Annotated in this window: 21 protein-coding genes; all 21 read left to right on the forward strand. The window is 66.0% G+C overall.

The window, feature by feature from the left end:
* Window positions 1-23 precede the first annotated feature (23 nt).
* Window positions 24-1,400, forward strand: a complete 1,377-nt coding sequence (fliD, locus tag RM531_RS07100) for a flagellar filament capping protein FliD (RefSeq protein ID WP_311658326.1) — start codon at window positions 24-26, stop codon at window positions 1,398-1,400.
* Between the two features lie 63 nt (window positions 1,401-1,463).
* A complete protein-coding gene (fliS, locus tag RM531_RS07105) occupies window positions 1,464-1,859 on the forward strand; it encodes a flagellar export chaperone FliS (protein ID WP_311658327.1) in 396 nt (131 codons plus the stop codon).
* Complete coding sequence (locus tag RM531_RS07110; RefSeq protein ID WP_311658328.1) at window positions 1,856-2,176, forward strand: hypothetical protein; 321 nt, start codon at window positions 1,856-1,858, stop codon at window positions 2,174-2,176. The genes fliS and RM531_RS07110 overlap by 4 nt, the downstream gene beginning before the upstream one ends.
* Window positions 2,173-2,718 (forward strand): PilZ domain-containing protein, encoded by a 546-nt coding sequence (locus RM531_RS07115; RefSeq protein WP_311651088.1) that lies wholly within the window; start codon window positions 2,173-2,175, stop codon window positions 2,716-2,718. The genes RM531_RS07110 and RM531_RS07115 overlap by 4 nt, the downstream gene beginning before the upstream one ends.
* 54 nt (window positions 2,719-2,772) lie before the next feature.
* Entirely contained in the window at window positions 2,773-3,411 is a 639-nt protein-coding gene (locus RM531_RS07120) for a LuxR C-terminal-related transcriptional regulator (protein ID WP_311651087.1), read from the forward strand.
* A 143-nt stretch (window positions 3,412-3,554) separates the two neighbouring features.
* Window positions 3,555-4,871, forward strand: a complete 1,317-nt coding sequence (rpoN, locus tag RM531_RS07125) for an RNA polymerase factor sigma-54 (RefSeq protein WP_311651086.1) — start codon at window positions 3,555-3,557, stop codon at window positions 4,869-4,871.
* A 48-nt stretch (window positions 4,872-4,919) separates the two neighbouring features.
* A complete protein-coding gene (locus tag RM531_RS07130; RefSeq protein ID WP_311651085.1) occupies window positions 4,920-6,278 on the forward strand; it encodes a sigma-54 dependent transcriptional regulator in 1,359 nt (452 codons plus the stop codon).
* Window positions 6,279-6,347: 69 nt separating this feature from the next.
* Entirely contained in the window at window positions 6,348-6,710 is a 363-nt protein-coding gene (fliE, locus tag RM531_RS07135) for a flagellar hook-basal body complex protein FliE (protein WP_311658330.1), read from the forward strand.
* Window positions 6,711-6,717: 7 nt separating this feature from the next.
* Window positions 6,718-8,316 (forward strand): flagellar basal-body MS-ring/collar protein FliF, encoded by a 1,599-nt coding sequence (gene fliF, locus RM531_RS07140; RefSeq protein ID WP_311651083.1) that lies wholly within the window; start codon window positions 6,718-6,720, stop codon window positions 8,314-8,316.
* Window positions 8,309-9,319: a flagellar motor switch protein FliG gene (gene fliG, locus RM531_RS07145; RefSeq protein ID WP_311651082.1), complete on the forward strand. Its 1,011-nt coding sequence runs from the start codon at window positions 8,309-8,311 to the stop codon at window positions 9,317-9,319. Before fliF ends, fliG begins: the two co-directional genes overlap by 8 nt.
* The gene (locus RM531_RS07150; RefSeq protein WP_311651081.1) at window positions 9,312-9,881 is read left to right on the forward strand and encodes a FliH/SctL family protein; all 570 of its coding nucleotides are present in this window, start codon (window positions 9,312-9,314) and stop codon (window positions 9,879-9,881) included. The genes fliG and RM531_RS07150 overlap by 8 nt, the downstream gene beginning before the upstream one ends.
* 14 nt (window positions 9,882-9,895) lie before the next feature.
* The gene (locus RM531_RS07155; RefSeq protein ID WP_311651080.1) at window positions 9,896-11,275 is read left to right on the forward strand and encodes a FliI/YscN family ATPase; all 1,380 of its coding nucleotides are present in this window, start codon (window positions 9,896-9,898) and stop codon (window positions 11,273-11,275) included.
* The gene (gene fliJ / locus RM531_RS07160; protein ID WP_311658331.1) at window positions 11,262-11,714 is read left to right on the forward strand and encodes a flagellar export protein FliJ; all 453 of its coding nucleotides are present in this window, start codon (window positions 11,262-11,264) and stop codon (window positions 11,712-11,714) included. The genes RM531_RS07155 and fliJ overlap by 14 nt, the downstream gene beginning before the upstream one ends.
* A 428-nt stretch (window positions 11,715-12,142) precedes the next feature.
* Window positions 12,143-12,961: a flagellar hook-length control protein FliK gene (locus RM531_RS07165; protein ID WP_311658332.1), complete on the forward strand. Its 819-nt coding sequence runs from the start codon at window positions 12,143-12,145 to the stop codon at window positions 12,959-12,961.
* Between the two features lie 224 nt (window positions 12,962-13,185).
* Complete coding sequence (locus RM531_RS07170) at window positions 13,186-13,620, forward strand: flagellar basal body-associated FliL family protein (RefSeq protein ID WP_311658333.1); 435 nt, start codon at window positions 13,186-13,188, stop codon at window positions 13,618-13,620.
* Complete coding sequence (gene fliM, locus RM531_RS07175) at window positions 13,620-14,624, forward strand: flagellar motor switch protein FliM (protein ID WP_311658334.1); 1,005 nt, start codon at window positions 13,620-13,622, stop codon at window positions 14,622-14,624. Before RM531_RS07170 ends, fliM begins: the two co-directional genes overlap by 1 nt.
* A gap of 13 nt (window positions 14,625-14,637) precedes the next feature.
* Window positions 14,638-15,018 (forward strand): flagellar motor switch protein FliN, encoded by a 381-nt coding sequence (gene fliN, locus RM531_RS07180; RefSeq protein ID WP_349255410.1) that lies wholly within the window; start codon window positions 14,638-14,640, stop codon window positions 15,016-15,018.
* A gap of 2 nt (window positions 15,019-15,020) precedes the next feature.
* On the forward strand, window positions 15,021-15,383 hold the full coding sequence (gene fliO, locus RM531_RS07185) for a flagellar biosynthetic protein FliO (RefSeq protein WP_311658336.1): 363 nt from the start codon (window positions 15,021-15,023) through the stop codon (window positions 15,381-15,383).
* Complete coding sequence (gene fliP, locus RM531_RS07190; RefSeq protein WP_311658337.1) at window positions 15,380-16,126, forward strand: flagellar type III secretion system pore protein FliP; 747 nt, start codon at window positions 15,380-15,382, stop codon at window positions 16,124-16,126. The genes fliO and fliP overlap by 4 nt, the downstream gene beginning before the upstream one ends.
* Window positions 16,123-16,392, forward strand: coding sequence for a flagellar biosynthesis protein FliQ (gene fliQ / locus RM531_RS07195; protein ID WP_311651073.1), 270 nt, complete (start codon window positions 16,123-16,125; stop codon window positions 16,390-16,392). The genes fliP and fliQ overlap by 4 nt, the downstream gene beginning before the upstream one ends.
* Complete coding sequence (fliR, locus tag RM531_RS07200; RefSeq protein ID WP_311658338.1) at window positions 16,389-17,162, forward strand: flagellar biosynthetic protein FliR; 774 nt, start codon at window positions 16,389-16,391, stop codon at window positions 17,160-17,162. The genes fliQ and fliR overlap by 4 nt, the downstream gene beginning before the upstream one ends.

The following is a 17,162-nucleotide window of genomic DNA, read 5'->3' on the forward strand; positions in this document are numbered from 1 at the left end:
CCTCATCGCAAGGAGAATGCGGCATGGCGGGAATCAGTTCGATGGGCATCGGGTCCGGGCTGGACATCAACGGCATCGTGCAGCAGCTGGTCGCCGCCGAGCGCTCCCCGGTGGAGCAGCGGCTCACCCGTCAAAAGTCCGATATCGACGCCCAGATTTCGGCGCTGGGCACGTTCAAGGCGGTGGCGTCGGGGCTGGATGACGCGCTGGCCGGTCTGGTCGACGGCGACGCCTTCGGTGCTCGACTCGCGACTTCCGCCAATGACGAAATCCTGTCGGTTTCGGCGGCCGACGGCACCGCCCCGGGCGGTTACCAGGTCGAGGTGCTGGCGCTGGCATCGACCCAGAAACTCGCCTCGGGCGGCTTTGCCGATGGCGGCGCTTTCGTGGGCACCGGTTCATTGACGATCGCCGCCGGCACCACGGACTTCACCGTCGCCATCGATGACACCAGTGCCAGCCTTGCCGGCATCAGGGATGCGATCAACAACGCGGTCGACAACCCGGGTGTGCGCGCCTCGGTGATCCAGGGTGACGATGGTGCGCACCTCGTGCTTACCGCCGCGGGAGCGGGCACCGGGAATACCATGACGGTCACGGCCAGTGGCGGTGACGGTGGGCTTGCCGCACTGAGCTACCCGCCCGGCGCCGGCAGCGACATGAGCGAGATAAGTGCCGCTGCGGACGCTCAGGTCCGCGTCGACGGGATTCTCCATACCGCCAGTGACAACAACATCGATGGCGCGCTCGACGGGGTGACCCTGTCGCTGTCGAAGGCCGCACCAGGTGAGCTGATCGACGTGGCTGTCCGGGCCGACGATCAAGCCGTGGTTGAAGCCATGGCTGCGCTGGTCAACCGCTATAACACCTTCAATGCGGCTGTTAGCACCGTGACACGGGCGGACCCCGGTGGTGATCGTAGCGGTGCGCTGGTAGGTGATGCCATGCTGCGTGGTGCCGCGCAGAGCATGCGCCGCATCCTCGGCGATACCCGGGTCGATGGCATTGGCACCCTGGCGGATCTGGGCATCACCACCGCGCTGAACGGCACACTGAGCCTCGACAAGGCGGCACTGGGCAGTGCTCTGAACAGCGATCCCGATGCCGTGCGTGCCGCCCTGACAGGCAGCGCCGGCATGGCCGGCGCCATGAGCGCCGGTCTGCAGCGTTATCTCGGCAGTGACGGCCTGATCGAAGGCCGCAACGAGGGGCTGAGTGGGCGCCTCGAGGATATTGCGGATCGCTCGCGCGATCTGGACCGCCGCATGCAGAGTCTGAACGCCCGCCTTACGGCGCAGTTCACCGCCCTCGACAGCCTGGTGGCGCAGATGCAGTCCACCGGCAACTTCCTTACCCAGCAACTGGCTGGACTGCCCGGCGTCAATCGGGGCGACGGCTAGAGCCGAAGACTCTCTTGTCCCCCGCCGGTCGGCCGATAATTCCGTTACCCAAGGAGACCACTCATGAATGCTTTTGCCGGCGCCGCCCGTCAATATCAATCCGTCGCCGTGGACGCCCGCGTGGAGCAGGCCAGTCCCCGCAAGCTGATCGGTCTGCTGCTGAATGGAGCAGCCCAGAAGCTGGCCGAGGCCCGCGGCTGCATCGAGCGTGGCGACATCGCCGGCCGCGGTGCCGCGCTGAGCCGGGTGCTGGCCATTCTCGGCGAGCTGCGGGCCAGCCTGGACTTCGAGGCCGGCGGCGACATCGCCCGGCAGCTGGAGGCGCTCTATGACTATCTGTCGCGGCGGGTGCTGCTGGCTGGCAGTCGCTCGGATCTGACCGGGCTCGGCGAAGTGGGTGATCTTCTCGCCGAGATCCGTGTGGCCTGGCAGGACATGCCGGTGCCGGCCGATTCATGAGCGTGGCAGTGCTGGTGGAAGCGAGCCGGGCCCATGGCGACATGCAGGCGGCACTGATTGCTGGCAATCATGAGCAGGCGCTGGCTTGTCTGACGGCTCGCGATCACGCGCTGCATGCCATGTTCCGGCCCGGCAGTCCGGTGTCCCGGACGGACGCGATCAAGCTGGCAAGCAGGATTCGCGCAGATGACGCCGCCGGTCTGCCGGACCTGTTGGCCCGCCGCGACGCGGTGGCTGCGGAACTCCGTCAGCATCAGCGAAGTCGCGGTGCGGCACGTGGTTATCGGGATGTCGAAGCGGACACTGCCCGCTCATGAGCGCTGCTGCCGAAGGGCCGGTGTGCACCATGGCGTTGCCCATGCAGTGGGTGCCGCGCGCCGGGGTCACGGACACGATGCAGACGGACTCCTGCTATCGACGCAACCTGCGCTTGCTGGAAGTGGTGGCGAGCCTGGAGGCATCGCAGGAGGATGCCGGTGACGACGGCAATCCTGTCACCCACCGGCTTAGCCACAAGCTGGATCTGCTGATGGAAATGGTCAGTGTGCTGATCAGCGATCGCTCGCCGCCGCCGCCCCGGGTGCCGCTCACGCTAACCCGTTCGGGGGCGAGCTGGTCGACACCGTCGCCGCCCGCCGTGAGTGAGCTCCTGGATATCATCATCCGCCTGCATCCCGATCTGGCCTACGATCTCCGCGCGCCGGCCCGTATCGAAGAATGCGAGGATGAGGCAGACCAGTTCCGAGTGCATGCCCGGTTCGAGTGGACGGGAGATCTGCTGGCGGCCTGGGAGCGCTGGATTTTTCGGCAGCATCGTCGTGCGGTGGCCCGCGAGCGGTCCGCGCCGCCGGTTGATTAACCGCAACGGGATTGTGATTTGACGGACAAGGCAAACGGGAATGGCCGAGGGGACATGCGGGTTGGTCTGATCGACGACGAGCGCCTGGTCCGCGCCGGACTGCGCTGTCTGCTGGAACCATTGCCGGCCGTGGTGGTGGTTGGTGAGGCGGAAACCGTCGATGAAGCCCTCGCTCTGGCCGAGGTCCAGGCCCCGGATATCCTGTTGCTCAATACCGGTATTGCGGCTGATGCCGGGGTGCACCTGATCGAGCGGTTGCGTTGTGATCATCCGGGCATCGCGCTGCTGGTGGCGCGCGGTGCCCGGCCCGGTGCCGAAGTGCGGCAGTTGTTCGAACGCGGAGTGGCCGGTGTCCTCGGGCGCGCCTCCGCGCCCGAAGAGCTCGGCCTCGCCCTGGATACCCTGGCTCGCGGTCAGCTGTATGTCAGTCCGGATATTTCCGGCCGCATGGTCTCCAAGTTCACCCGCCGCAACGGCGGCACGGAACCCCGCGAACCCCGTTTCACCAATCGCCAGCGCCAGATTCTGCGTTGCCTGGGCCGTGGTCTCACCAACAAGGAGATCGCGGCGGACCTGGGTATCAGCGTCAAGACGGTGGAGACCCATCGCGCCCGGGTGATGCGGGCGCTGGGATTTCGTCGTGGCCACCAACTCCTGCAGTTCGCCATCCGCCATTTCGACGCTGACCGCTGACGGCGATCCGTCGCGGATGTCAGGAAAAACCTGACAGAACGCGGAACTCTCCTGATACGTCCCTGCCGGTCGGGCGTCGATATCCCTGTTGGGACCAAAAAACCGTCGCGGCGCCCGTCACGGCGGGATAACAGGAGACGACAATGCGTCAGACCATGGCAGTTCGCCTGAGCCAGCAGCTCACCATGACCCCGAGACTGGTGCAGTCCATCCAGATGCTGATGTGGTCGGGTCTGGAACTGGAGCAGCAGCTGCGTGCGGCGCTGGACACCAACGTCATGCTCGAGGCGGACACCGCCGAGGACGATGCCTCCGCGACGGGTGACGATGACAACTGGGAGCGGCCCCAGTCCGGGCATGGTGAAGCACCGGATATCGAGGACAGGCCTGTCATGCCGATGGCCCGGCTCATGGACCAGCTGCCCGGTGCCTTCCCCGCACCCGGTGAGCTGGCGATGGCCGTAGCGATTCTCGACCGGGTTGACGATGCCGGTTATCTCGCGGCCGACCTGGCGGATATCGCCGCCGATGACCCGAGCTGGTCCGTGGCCGAGCTGGAAGCGGTGCTCACACGTGTCCAGCGGCTGGAGCCGGCAGGTATCGGGGCCCGCACCCTCGCCGAATGTCTGACCTGCCAGCTGGAATCGCTTCCGCAAAATGAGCCGGGGCGGGTTGTTGCGCTTGTTCTGGTCGCCGATCACCTGGCCACGATCCCGACTTCCACCAATGCCGATCTGGCGCGAGTGGTCGGCGTGACGGCCGACGAGATCGCCACGGCGCTCGCTCTGGTTCGCAGTCTGGACCCCAAGCCGGGAGCGGAAACGAGCATCGCGGAACTGCGTGTGCCGGAACTGCGCGTCGAAGGCGATGGCAACGACTGGCATGTCCGGCTGCTGGAAAGTGATCGCACGCAACTGCGGGTCAACGCCGCCTACGAAGGCTGGCTGCAGGGCTGCGGCGAGAGTCGTGGCGCCAGCGCGATGCGTGACCAGTTGCGGGAAGCCCGCTGGCTGCTGCGCAGCGTGGCCATGCGACGCGACACCCTGTTGCGCACGGCCGAGGCCATCTTCGCGCGCCAGCGGGATTTCCTGGATCGCGGTGAAACCGCACTGCGTCCCATGACCCTGCGCGAGATCGCCGAGGCCATCGATATGCATGAGTCGTCGATCTCTCGGGTGGTCCGCAACAAGACCGTCGAGACCCCGCACGGCACCTTCGACCTGCGGTACTTCTTTTCCGCCCAGGTGGGCGGTCAGGCCTGTGAGGGCGTCTGCGGCAACGGTGTGAAGGCGATGGTGCAGGACATGATTGATGGCGAGGATCGAGCCCGCCCGCTGTGCGACGGCGATGTCGCGGCCGCGCTGGCACGGCGCGGTATCAAGGTGGCCCGGCGAACCATCGCCAAGTATCGCGGACTGCTGGGCATACCGCCTGCCGCCGAGCGCATTGCCGCCTGTTAGGCCAGCCGTTCTGCTCTAGAAAAATTACATAACCAGGCCGAATCCTTTATGAGTCACGCCCGTATTCTGATCATCGACGCCGATGCCGATCGTGCCGCCAGCCTGGCGAGCGCCTTCGAATTCATCGACTATCAACCCGTCCGCATCAACACGCTGGCCGATTTGCCGTCAGGCGCGGCGCGACCGCGCGACTGGGTTGCGGTGGTGCTGGGTCGTGCCGGCGACGATCGTTTGATGCCGACCGTGGCCGGATGGCTGCGGGCTGACCCCCGGCATCCCCCGGTGCTGTTCCTGCCGGAACAGACGGGGGCCGATCTCGATCTGGAGCCCGAGGCATGCTGGCGTATCGGCACGCCTATCCGTTATCAGGAACTGGCCGACATCCTGTGCCGGGTGGATGCCCGGCGGCGGCGCGAGGCCCAACGCGATCGGGTTCCCAGCGGCATCACCGGGGACGTTCCGACCATGCGCCGGGTTCGTGAACTGGTCAGCCAGGTTGCCGGCCACAACGCCACGGTTCTGATTCGCGGTGAATCGGGCACCGGCAAGGAGCTGGTGGCCCATGCCGTGCACGAGCAATCCCCGCGGCGCGAACGTCCGTTCGTGGCCGTCAACTGTGCGGCGATTCCGTCCGAGTTGCTGGAATCGGAACTGTTCGGCCACGAAAAAGGGGCCTTCTCGGGTGCCATCAGCCGTCGCGAGGGCCGCTTCGAAATGGCCGAAGGCGGCACGCTGTTCCTCGACGAGATCGGTGACATGAGCCTGCCCATGCAGGTGAAGGTGTTGCGGGTGTTGCAGGAACGTAGCTACGAGCGTGTGGGTGGCAACGAGCCACGCAGTTGTGATGTCCGGCTGATTGCCGCCACGCATCGCGATCTGGAAGCCATGATCAAGCAGGGCAGTTTCCGCGAGGACCTTTACTACCGCCTGGACGTATTCCCCATCGAACTGCCACCGCTGCGCGAACGGCTTGCGGACCTGGGCATCCTGATTGACGAGATCAACCGGTGCCACCGCGCCAATGGCCGGGCCTCGGTCACCCTGACACCGGCGGCGCTGGCAGCACTGGGCACGGGGGCATGGCCGGGCAACATCCGGGAGCTGTCGAACCTGCTGGAACGGCTTGCGGTGCTGTATCCCGACGAACACGTCGACGAGGACCGGTTGCCGCCGCGTTATCAGCGCCGCACCGAGCCGGGTACAACGCCGAAGGCGCCCGCCACCCTGCCGCCGGAGGGCATCGACCTGAAAGCGCACATGGCCAGCGTGGAGGTATCGCTGATCCAGGCAGCGCTCGACAAGACCAACGGCGTGATCGCCCATGCCGCGGATCTGCTGCACCTGCGGCGCACCACGCTGGCGGAAAAGGTCCGCAAGTACGATCTGCAGTCATCGGGCGCGACGTAATTCCGGCGCACCAGCCGAGACGTTTATATAACTAATTGATTCTAATCAACCTAGTCTGCGGCACGGGGCTTGCAACAAGTCTCCGGGAAACGGATCGAGAGCCTTGAGATGACCCGAATCGATGTTGATAGCGTGCTCACGCAGATGCGGAATCTGCGTGCTGCCGCGGGCGGTCCCGAAACCGGCGCCGGCGTTGCCGGCGCGGCACATACGGGCTTCGGCGACGTACTTCGCAATGCCCTCGCCGAGGTCAACCGAACGCAGTCAGAGTCCTCGACGCTGAAGACGGCGTTTGAAATGGGGGACGACTCGGTGTCGCTGTCCGAAGTCATGCTGGCCAGCGGCAAATCCCAGGTGGCGTTTCGCGCCGCTACCGAAGTTCGCAACCGCCTGGTCAGTGCGTACCAGGACATCATGAACATGCCGGTATAGCGTGGCCATGGCTGACCTCAAGCATTACACCCTGCAGGATGTCGCGGCTCAACCCGCTGTACGTCAAACCCTGCTGCTGGCCGGGCTGGCTGCGGCGGTCGCGGTGGGGCTGTTCATATTCTTCTGGGCACAGAAGCCGGCTTTCGTGACTCTTTACGGGGGTCTGGGCAGCGAGGACGTTGCGGCCGTCACCCAGAGCCTGGATACCGCCGGCATCAGTCATCGCCTGAGCGCCGCCGGGACTGTCTCGGTTCCGGCCGGTGAGCTGCACACCGCCCGACTCAAGCTCGCCGAGCAGGGATTGCCCAGCGGCAGTGGCAGCGGCTTTGAAATGATGGCCGAGAGCCAGGGCTTCGGTGTCAGCCAGTTCATGGAGAACGCCCGTTATCAGCATGCCCTGGAGACAGAGCTGGTTCGCACGATCAGTGCGATGCAGCCGGTCAACAGCGCACGCATCCATCTGGCGACGCCCAAGCGCACTGCTTTCGCCCGCGAGCGCGAGGCGGCCAGCGCCTCCGTGTTCCTGGATCTTCACCCGGGCCGCAGTCTTACCGACAACCAGATCGCAGCCATCGCCAATCTGGTGGCCTCGGGCGTAACCGATATGGCCGCCGACGACGTCACCGTAGTGGATCAACGGGGCCGCCTGCTCAATGGCGGCAAGCGCGACAGTCGCGTTGCCATGTCCGCCACCCAGTTCGATTACCTGCGCCGGGTGGAAGACAGCTATGCCGACCGGGTCGAGTCCCTGCTCACCCCGGTGACCGGGGCGGGTCGGGTGCGCGCCGAGGTGGCGGTGGACATGGATTTCTCGGTGACCGAGCGTACCAGCGAGAACTTCGAGCCGAAGCCCGAGGCCATCCGCAGCGAGCAGATTCTCGAAAACAGTGATAACGGCGGTACCAACGGTATTGCCGGCGGCATCCCGGGGGCGACCAGCAACCAGCCGCCGGAGTCCGGCGCCGAAGGTCGCGAGGCTGCCGGCACGCAGAGCGTCCGCCGCGAGAGCACCCGTAACTTCGAGCTGGATCGCACGATCAGCCATACCCGGAATGCCAGCGGTGATATACAGCGCTTGTCCGTGGCGGTGCTGGTGGACAACGTGCCGCGGACCAATGCACAGGGCGTCACCGAATCGGTACCGCTGACCGACGCCGAGATCACGCGCCTGGAGAGCCTGGTGCGTGACGCGGTCGGCTTCAACGCCGAGCGGGGCGATACCGTGAGCGTGATGAACGCGGCGTTCGTGTCGCCGGAGATCTCCGATGTGCCCGCCGCACCCATCTGGCAGAGCCCGGCGCTGCGTGACTGGGGGCGGCAGATCATGGGCGGGTTGCTGGTGCTGATCCTGCTGTTCGCGGTGTTACGGCCGGTGCTGCGGCAGATTCTTTCCCAGCCGAATTTCAATGCCATGCGCAACGTGACGCCGGTCGAAGACGAACTCGGCAACGACCGGCTGACACTGTCGGGCCCGCGCGCGGCCGCTGCCGCGGCGGTGTCCGACGGGCCTTACGAGCAGCAGCTCATGCTGGCCAGACAGGCCGTGAGCAATGACGCCAAGCGAGTGGCGCAAGTGGTTCAAACGTGGGTGAAACAGGATGGCTGAAGTCGCCGCAACCAGAATCCCCGGGCCCGAGCGGGCGGCGATTCTACTGATGTCGCTGGGCGAGGCGGAGGCCGCCGAGGTCCTCAAGCACATGGGTGCCAAGGACGTACAGAAAGTCGGAACGGCCATGGCCACGCTTTCCAACGTCAGCCGCGAACGTGCTGCCGGCGTGCTTGGCGAGTTCTGCGCCACCCTCAACGAACAGACCTCGCTGGGTGTGGGCGCCGAGGACTACGTGCGCACGGTTCTGGTCAACGCGCTTGGCGAGGACAAGGCCGGCAGCCTGATCGACCGCATCCTGCTGGGACGCAACAGCAAGGGGCTGGATGCGCTCAAGTGGATGGATACGCGGCAGGTCGCTGAACTGATCCGCAACGAGCATCCGCAGATCATTGCCATCGTGCTCAGCTATCTGGACAGCGATCAGGCGGCAAGCATCCTCAGCCTGCTGCCAGAGCGCTCGCGTGCCGAGATCGTGATGCGGGTGGCAACCCTGGACGGCATCCAGCCCAATGCGCTGCGCGAACTCGACGAGCTGATGGAACGGCAGTTTGCCGGCCACGACAACATCAAGTCCTCGAGCGTCGGGGGTGTCAAGGTCGCCGCCAGCATCATGAATCTGCTCGACTCGACGGAGGAACAGGGGTTAATGGCCCGTATTGCCGAACTCGACCAGCGTCTGGGTGAGTCCATCCAGGAACTGATGTTCGTGTTCGACAACCTGGTGGAAATCGACGACCGGGGCATTCAGCGGCTCCTGCGCGAGATCGGTGGTGACACGCTGGCGCTGGCCCTGAAGGGGGCCGAGCCGGCGGTATCGGAGAAGTTGATGAACAACATGTCCCAGCGTGCGGCCGAAATCCTGCGCGAGGACATGGAAACCAAGGGGCCGGTGCGCCTGGCGGATGTAGAGGGTGCGCAGAAGGAGATTCTCAACGTCGCCCGCCGCCTGGCCGACGACGGTGAAATCATGCTGGGCGGTGGAGGCGAAACCTATGTCTGACGCCGCCGTTCGCTGGGATATGCCACTGCTGGCAGATCGCAACCGCCGGCCGCGCAGTGCTGCGGAACTCGATGCCATTGCCGATGCTGCCCGCGATGAGGGCTATCAGGCCGGCCTCGACCAGGGCCGTGAAGCCGGCCGCGCCGCGATGGCCGCGGAGGCGGCGCGCTTGCGGACCGCACTCACGCGGCTGCAGCGACCGCTGGCCGATCTGGATGCCGATGTCGAGGCCGCGCTGGTCTGGCTGGCCGGCGAGATCGGCGGCGCGCTGTTCGGTCATGCCCTTGCCACCGATGCCGACACCCCGATCCGACTGGCCCGGCTGGCGCTCGACACGCTGGGTCACGGCGAGCGCGAGGTGCGTCTCTACGTGAATGCCACGGATTTTGACGGCATCCGGACGGCGCTGGACGCCGATCCCGCGATGCCGCCCGTGCGCCTGATGACGGATTCGGCGCTGGGCCCGGGCGAAAATCGCCTGGAAACCGACAGCACGGTCGTGGACGGCAGCCTGAAGACCCGGCTGGACCGCATCCGCGAACAACTCCTGGCCGGGGCATGACCGGGCCCGTTTCCATGACGGGTACCACTCTGGCCGGCCGGCTGGCTGCCCGGGGGCAGCTGCCGCTGTCGGCCGGCTTTACCGCCGAAGGGCTGCTGCAGCGGGTCGTCGGCCTCACACTGGAGGCCACCGGTTGCCGTTTGCAGATCGGCGGGCGGTGCCGCATCCACATGGGCGATGGTGAGGGCGTGGAGGCGGAAGTGGTCGGCTTCGCCGGCGATCGTACCTATCTCATGCCCACGGGCGAATTGCGCGGTGTCGTGCCGAATGCCCGGGTGTTGCCCATGCCGCGCGGCGCGCTGGTGCCGGTGGGCGAAGGCCTTCTGGGGCGGGTGATCGATGGCGAGGGCCGTCCCCTGGACAGCCGACCCATGCCCGTGACCGAACACCGTGTCCCGCTGATGGGCGAACCCATCAACCCGTTGATGCGACCGCCGATCCGGCAACCGCTGGATGTCGGTGTGCGCGCCATCAACGGCCTGCTGACACTGGGCCGGGGGCAGCGCGTGGGTCTGTTCGCCGGCAGTGGGGTTGGCAAAAGCACACTGCTGGGCATGATGACGCGGCAGACCGAGGCCGACGTGATCGTAGTCGGGCTGATCGGCGAGCGCGGCCGTGAAGTGGGCGATTTCGTCCACAGCGTGCTGGGTGCCCATCACATGCAGCGTTCGGTGGTAGTGGCCACCCCGGCTGACCGCACACCGTTGATGCGGTTGCGCGGGGCGTGGCTGGCTACCGCCATCGCGGAGTACTTTCGCAGCACGGGCCGGCAGGTACTGCTGCTGATGGATTCATTGACCCGCTTTGCCCAGGCGCAGCGGGAGATCGGACTGGCGGTGGGTGAACCGCCGACCACGCGGGGATATCCGCCCTCGGTGTTCGCACGCTTGCCGATGCTGGTCGAGCGGGCCGGAACCGGTCCCGGTGGTGGCTCGATCACCGGGATCTACACCGTCCTGACCGAAGGTGACGATCCGCATGACCCCGTCGCGGATACCGCCCGGGCGATTCTGGATGGCCATATCATGCTGTCGCGGCGCGTCGCCGAAGGCGGTCGTTTCCCCGCCATTGATATCGAGGCTTCGGTCAGCCGCCTGGCGAGCGATATTACCCGTCCCGAGCAGCAGCAGGCAGCCGCCAGTTTCCGGCGGCTCTACAGCCGCTATCAGTCCAACCGGGATCTCATCCAGCTGGGTGCCTACAAGGCCGGCAGCGATCCCGAGATCGACGCCGCCATCCGCGCCTGGCCGGCGCTGGAGACCTATCTCACCCAAACGCGGCAGGAAGCCGCGGACATGCGCCAGAGCGTGATCGACCTGCGGGGGTTATTCGGCCCGTCGGCCGATACGCCATTCATTACCAAGGAAGGGGATGATCATCATGCAGCAACGTGAACAACAGCTCGCCACACTGGGTCGACTGGCCGGCGAGCGTGTCCGGCAGGCCGTGACGGAGCTGGGACACAGTCGCGGCGAGGCCGCGCGACAGGCCGGCCGGCTGCAGGAACTGGAGCAGTATCTCGATGAATATCGGGCCAGCGCCGCGGCCGAAGGCCGTGCTGCCTCTCCCGTGCTGCTGGCCAATCAGCGTGCATTCATGGCGCGGCTGCAACAGGCCGTCGAGATGCAGATGCAGGTCGTGGATGCCGCCAGGGCCCGGGAGTCCGAAGCCCATGGGTGCTGGCAAGGGCAGCGCCAGGATGCCCGCCGGGTGGAAACGCTGCTAAACAGGGCCCATGACACCGCCCGCATTCGCCGGCTGGGTCTCGAGCAGAAGATGGCCGACGAGCAGGCCGTGCAGCGCTTCGGGCAACCGGCGCTGGTCGGCGGTTGAGCATGATCCAGTCGTCACTGCCGACAGGCGCCCAAGGCACCCGGACGACGTCGCCGGGGGATGACACGCGGGTATCCGATACGGGCGGCGGGCTGTTCGGCGCACTGTTTGCGGCGTTCGCCGGTCCCGCGGACGCCGGGGCATTACGACAGCCGGGCGCCCCGGCTCAGCCGATCCCGGATGCTAGCGGCGCTGGCGCCGACGAGTTTGCCGTTGTACGGGATGACCCGTCAGTGGTTCCGTCACCGGTTCCCGGCGTGACCGGTGCCCCCATCTCTGTCACACCGGACAACGCGTTAGGCGTTTCGCCGCACTTACCTGGCGTTACCGGAATTTCTGCCGAGGATCGTGCGGCAATCGAGGCACCGCCACTGACTGCCACCGCGGGATCTCAGACGGTGGCCTCGGCTCGCCAAGGCTCGTCCACGATGCCGCTACCGGAAGCCGGTGTCACAGGGCGCTGGATCGGGGCCGCTGAGACATCGATGCCACCTGTGGCATCGACGACCACCGATGCCACGGCCCCGACCGGATCAGGGCGCGGGCAGGCCGACTCCCGGCAGTTGCCGGTCGGCATCGAGGTTACCCGCCGCGCGGCGCCTGCGCTGGATTCTTTCGCGAATCCGGCGCTCGGCACGCCGCCACAGGCCTCTCGCAATCCTGCCCCGGCCGCGTTCGCCGATCTTCTGCTCCGACGGCCGGTCGGTGATCCTCCCGGTCAGGCCGTTGTCGTATCGTCGGCTGACACGGCCGGCCTCATGGTCGGTTCCCTGTCGAGTACTTCGCTATCGGTTCCGGTACCCGCCGCGGCACTGCCGCTGCCCCCGGGCGGAACGCCGCCGACCCCGCAAGCCCTCTCCGATCAGGTCTTCGTCGCGGTCCAGCGAGGGGACCAGCAGATCGAGCTGATGCTGGAGCCCGCCGACCTTGGTCGGCTGCGGATCCAGCTGCAGCTGGATGGGGATCAGGTCAACCTGCAATTCCAGTCGGCGAACCCGGCGGCCCGCGAAGCGATCGAGTCGGCCCTGCCGCGGTTGCGGGAGATGCTGGCGGATCAGGGCCTGCAGCTGGGCGAAACCGCGGTCGGTGACCAGGGACACGGGGCGCGGCGGCAGCCGGGTGAACCGGCAGCGCCACGGCACGATGGCACCCCCGTTTCCGAGCCGGCATTGACGCCGAGCCCGGGCGATGTCGCCACCGGTGCGGATCCGGCGACGGCGCAAGGCCTGATCGACCTCTACGCCTGACGCCGGTTTTTTGGCGGCGCTGCCGACCGCCGGGACGGGTATTTGGCGTCCGAAATCCGTGCCCGCATAACCATCTGATTAAAAATATAAAACGCACCCACAAGGCCTGGCACAGGGGTTGCTCCTTGTCATCCCACACTTCTTCACTGCCTGGCCCGATGCCCCGACATGTTCGTCCCTCGTTCCGCCCGCGATCTCGCCAGCGGGGCGGTCTGATTCTGATTGTGAGCGGTCTTGCCACGTTGCTGGCTCTGGCGGCGGCGGGTGCCGCCTTCTGGTGGTTTGCGCTGGCCAATCAGGCCGCTGCCGAGACGGCCGACGAGGCAACGCCTCCGCTCGCCAACCCCTACTACGTGTCACTGGGTGACGCGTTCGTGGTCAATCTCGCCGACGACGAGGCCATGCGGTTTCTGCAGACCGAGGTCGAGGTGATGACGCGGCACGGGGAGATGGTGGCGGCCCTGGAAACCCATCTCCCGGTGATCCGAAATCGGCTCCTGCTGTTGCTGGGAAGCCGGCGCTTCGAGGAGTTGGCGACCCGCGCCGATAAGGAAGCGCTTCAGGCAGCTGCCCTCGACGAGGTTCGCAAGGTACTGGCCGACGCCGGCGAAACCGGCGCGGTCGAGGCCCTCTACTTCACCAGCATGGTGATGCAGTAATGGCTTCCAGTGACGAGGAAATTCTCAGCCAGGACGAGATCGACGCGCTGCTCCACGGCGTGGATAGCGGTGCGGTCGACACTGATCCGGTGCCGTCCCGGCCGGGCGAGGTACAGCAATTTGACCTTGCCACCCAGGATCGCATCGTGCGTGGCCGATTGCCCACGCTGGAAATGATCAACGAGCGTTTTGCCCGGGCGTTCCGCATCTCTCTGTTCAACATGCTTCGGCGTTCGCCCGAACTCAACGTGGTGGGCGTCGAAAACCAGAAATATGCCGAATATCTGCAGACCCTCTACGTGCCCAGCAATCTCAACATGGTTCGCGTACGGCCCCTGCGCGGCACTGCGCTGATCGTGTTCGAGCCCAGGCTGGTGTTCACGCTGGTCGACAACTTCTTCGGCGGTGACGGGCGATACCAGACCAAGATCGAAGGCCGCGAATTCACGCCCACCGAGATGCGGGTCGTGCGCCTGCTGCTCGACAAGGCCTTCACGGACCTGATCGAGGCCTGGGCACCGGTGATGGATATCGAGTTCGAGCATGTCCAGTCGGAAATGAATCCCCATCTGGCCACCATCGTCAGCCCGTCCGAGGTAGTTGTGGTCAGCCGCTTCCACGTCGAACTGGAGGGTGGCGGCGGCCAGGTCCACGTGACGCTGCCCTACGCGATGCTGGAACCGATCCGCGAGCTTCTCGATGCCGGCATCCAGAGCGATCGCAAGGAACGCGACGAGGGCTGGGCGGCTGCGCTGCGCGAGCAGATCAAGGACGCGGAGGTGGACGTGTCGAGCGTGCTTCTGACCAAGCGCATGAGGCTGGGCGAGCTGGTGCGACTCAAGGCCGGCGACATCCTGCCCATCGATCTCCCGCCCGAAGTGGCGCTGCAGGTGGAGGGCATTCCTACCTTCCGCTGCCAGTTCGGTAACTCCCGCGGCAACAACGCCCTGCAAATCAAAGGCGTGATCCGGCGTGATCCGCCGGCACAACGCACCACTCACTAGAGCGATGAACTCCATGGACAACACCGTCACCGACCAGCCCAACGGCAAGGCCCGCAGCGATGTGGCCAGGGCCGATTTCGATGAACTGCACGAGCAGGATGGCCACGCCCACTCGTCCGCTGCCGAGAACGGCGATGTGAATCTCGACGTCATCCTCGACGTCTCGATCACGCTGTCGATGGAGGTGGGGCGTACGCGGCTGCCAATCCGCAGCCTGTTGCAGCTCAACCAGGGGTCGGTCGTGGAACTCGACCGCGCCGCCGGAGAGCCGCTGGACGTCTACGTCAACGGCACCCTTGTGGCCCACGGGGAAGTGGTGGTGGTGAATGACAAGTTCGGCGTGCGTCTGATCGATGTGGTCAGCCCTGCCGAACGCATCCGCAACCTGCGCTGATCATGGAAGCTGCAACCGAGGCGGCCGGCAGTGCCGCCATGCCCCTGGTTGGCTGGGGGCAGGTCCTGCTCTCGCTGCTGCTGGTCCTGGCGGCAATGCTGACGGTGTTGTGGTTGTTGCGCCGGGTACATGGCGGCATCGGTGCGCGCAGTGGCGGCATCCGGATCCATGCCGCGGCGGCCGTCGGTGCCAAGGAGCGGGTGGTGGTGGTCGAAGCGGGCGGGCGAACCCTGTTGCTGGGGGTGGCCGCCGGCAGCGTCCGCACTCTGGCCGAACTGGATGCACCACCCGCCGCGGCAGTGCCGCAAGCGGCCAGCTTCGGCGATCTGCTGGCGCGGCTGCGTGGCCGGAGTCAGAACCCATGAGGCGGATGCTGCCCGGACTGATGGTTCTGGCGTTGCTGGTACTGCCGACGCTGGTCTCGGCCCAGGCGTTGCCGGCGGTGACGGTTACCGGCAACGGCGAGGGTGGGCAGACCTACTCCCTGTCACTGCAGGTGCTGCTGGCGATGACGGCGATCACGCTGTTGCCGGCAATGCTGCTTACCATGACCTCGTTCACCCGCATCGTCATCGTGCTGGGTCTGCTGCGGCACGCCCTGGGCACCGGCCAGACCCCCTCCAACCAGATTCTGGTCGGCCTCGCCCTGTTCCTGACGCTGTTCGTCATGGCGCCGGTGCTGCAGACCATCTACGACGATGCCGTCACCCCGTATCTGGATGGCAGCCTCCCCGCCGAGGAAGCGGTATCGGTGGGCGTGACGCCGCTGCGGGCCTTCATGCTCGATCAGACCCGAACCTCCAGTCTCAACACCTTTGCGGACCTGGCCGGTCAGCCGGAGGGCTATGCCAGCCGCGAGGACGTGCCGTTTCCGGTGCTGCTGGCGGCATTTGTCACCAGTGAGCTGACCACTGCCTTCCAGATCGGTTTCATGCTGTTCATCCCGTTCGTGGTCATCGATCTGGTGGTAGCCAGCGTGCTCATGTCCATGGGCATGATGATGCTCTCGCCGATGCTCATATCCCTGCCGTTCAAGATCATGCTGTTCGTGCTGGTGGACGGCTGGGCGCTGGTGATGGGCAGCCTCGCCGGGACCTTCTATCAATGAGTCCGGATGAGGTGATCGAGTTCGGTCGTGGCGCGCTGACCCTGGCGCTGCTGATCGGCGCGCCGCTGCTGATTACCGCCCTGGTAGTGGGCCTGATCATCGGTGTGTTCCAGGCCGCAACCCAGATCAACGAGATGACGCTGTCGTTCATCCCCAAGCTGCTTGCGATGGCGGCGGTGCTGGTGGCCACCGGGCCGTGGATGCTGCGGGTGCTGGTCGACTACACCCGTGAGCTGATTCTCATGATCCCGGAGCGTCTGGGGTGAGCTTCACCGTTGAGCAGCTTGCCGCCTGGGTCAACGCGTTCTTCTGGCCCTTTCTTCGGGTTGGGGCCATGACCATCGCCGCGCCGGTGTTCGGTTCGCGGATGATCGCGGCGCGTGCCCGTCTGACCCTGGCCGTGGCGGTGACCATCGCGCTGATGGCGATACTGCCGCCGCCACCGGTTCTGGTCACCTTTTCGGTCGCCTGGTGGACGGCGGTACTGCAACAGATGCTCATCGGGCTGACCATGGGGTTTGTCCTGCAGTTGGTATTCGAGGGCATCGTCCTGGGCGGCATGGTCATTGCCATGGGCGCGGGTCTGGGATTTGCCACGCTGGTGGATCCCCTGCGCGGCGTCCAGACGCCCGTGGTCAGCCAGTATTTCGTGATCCTCACCACGCTGCTGTTTCTCGCCCTGGGCGGCCACCTGGCGCTGATCAGCTTTGTTGCCACCAGTTTTCATACCCTGCCGGTCGGCGCCATCGGCTTCACCCCGGATGTGGCCCGGGCGGTTGCCGACTACGGCGTGCACCTATTTGCCGGGGCCATGCAGATTGCCCTGCCGGCGACCCTGGCGATCCTGGTGGTCAACCTGTCCTTCGGCATCATCAGCCGTTCGGCGCCGAGTCTGAATCTGTTTGCCATCGGCCTGCCTGCTGCCCTGCTGTTCGCGCTGGCCGTGCTGCCGATGACGCTGGATGCGATGGCGGTGGTGTTCGAGCGTCGTCTCGAGCAGGCCTGGGCCTTCATCGCTGCGTTCATCGGCGTCTGA

This window comes from Spectribacter acetivorans (genome assembly GCF_031846305.1).
Taxonomy (GTDB): domain Bacteria; phylum Pseudomonadota; class Gammaproteobacteria; order Nevskiales; family Salinisphaeraceae; genus Spectribacter; species Spectribacter acetivorans.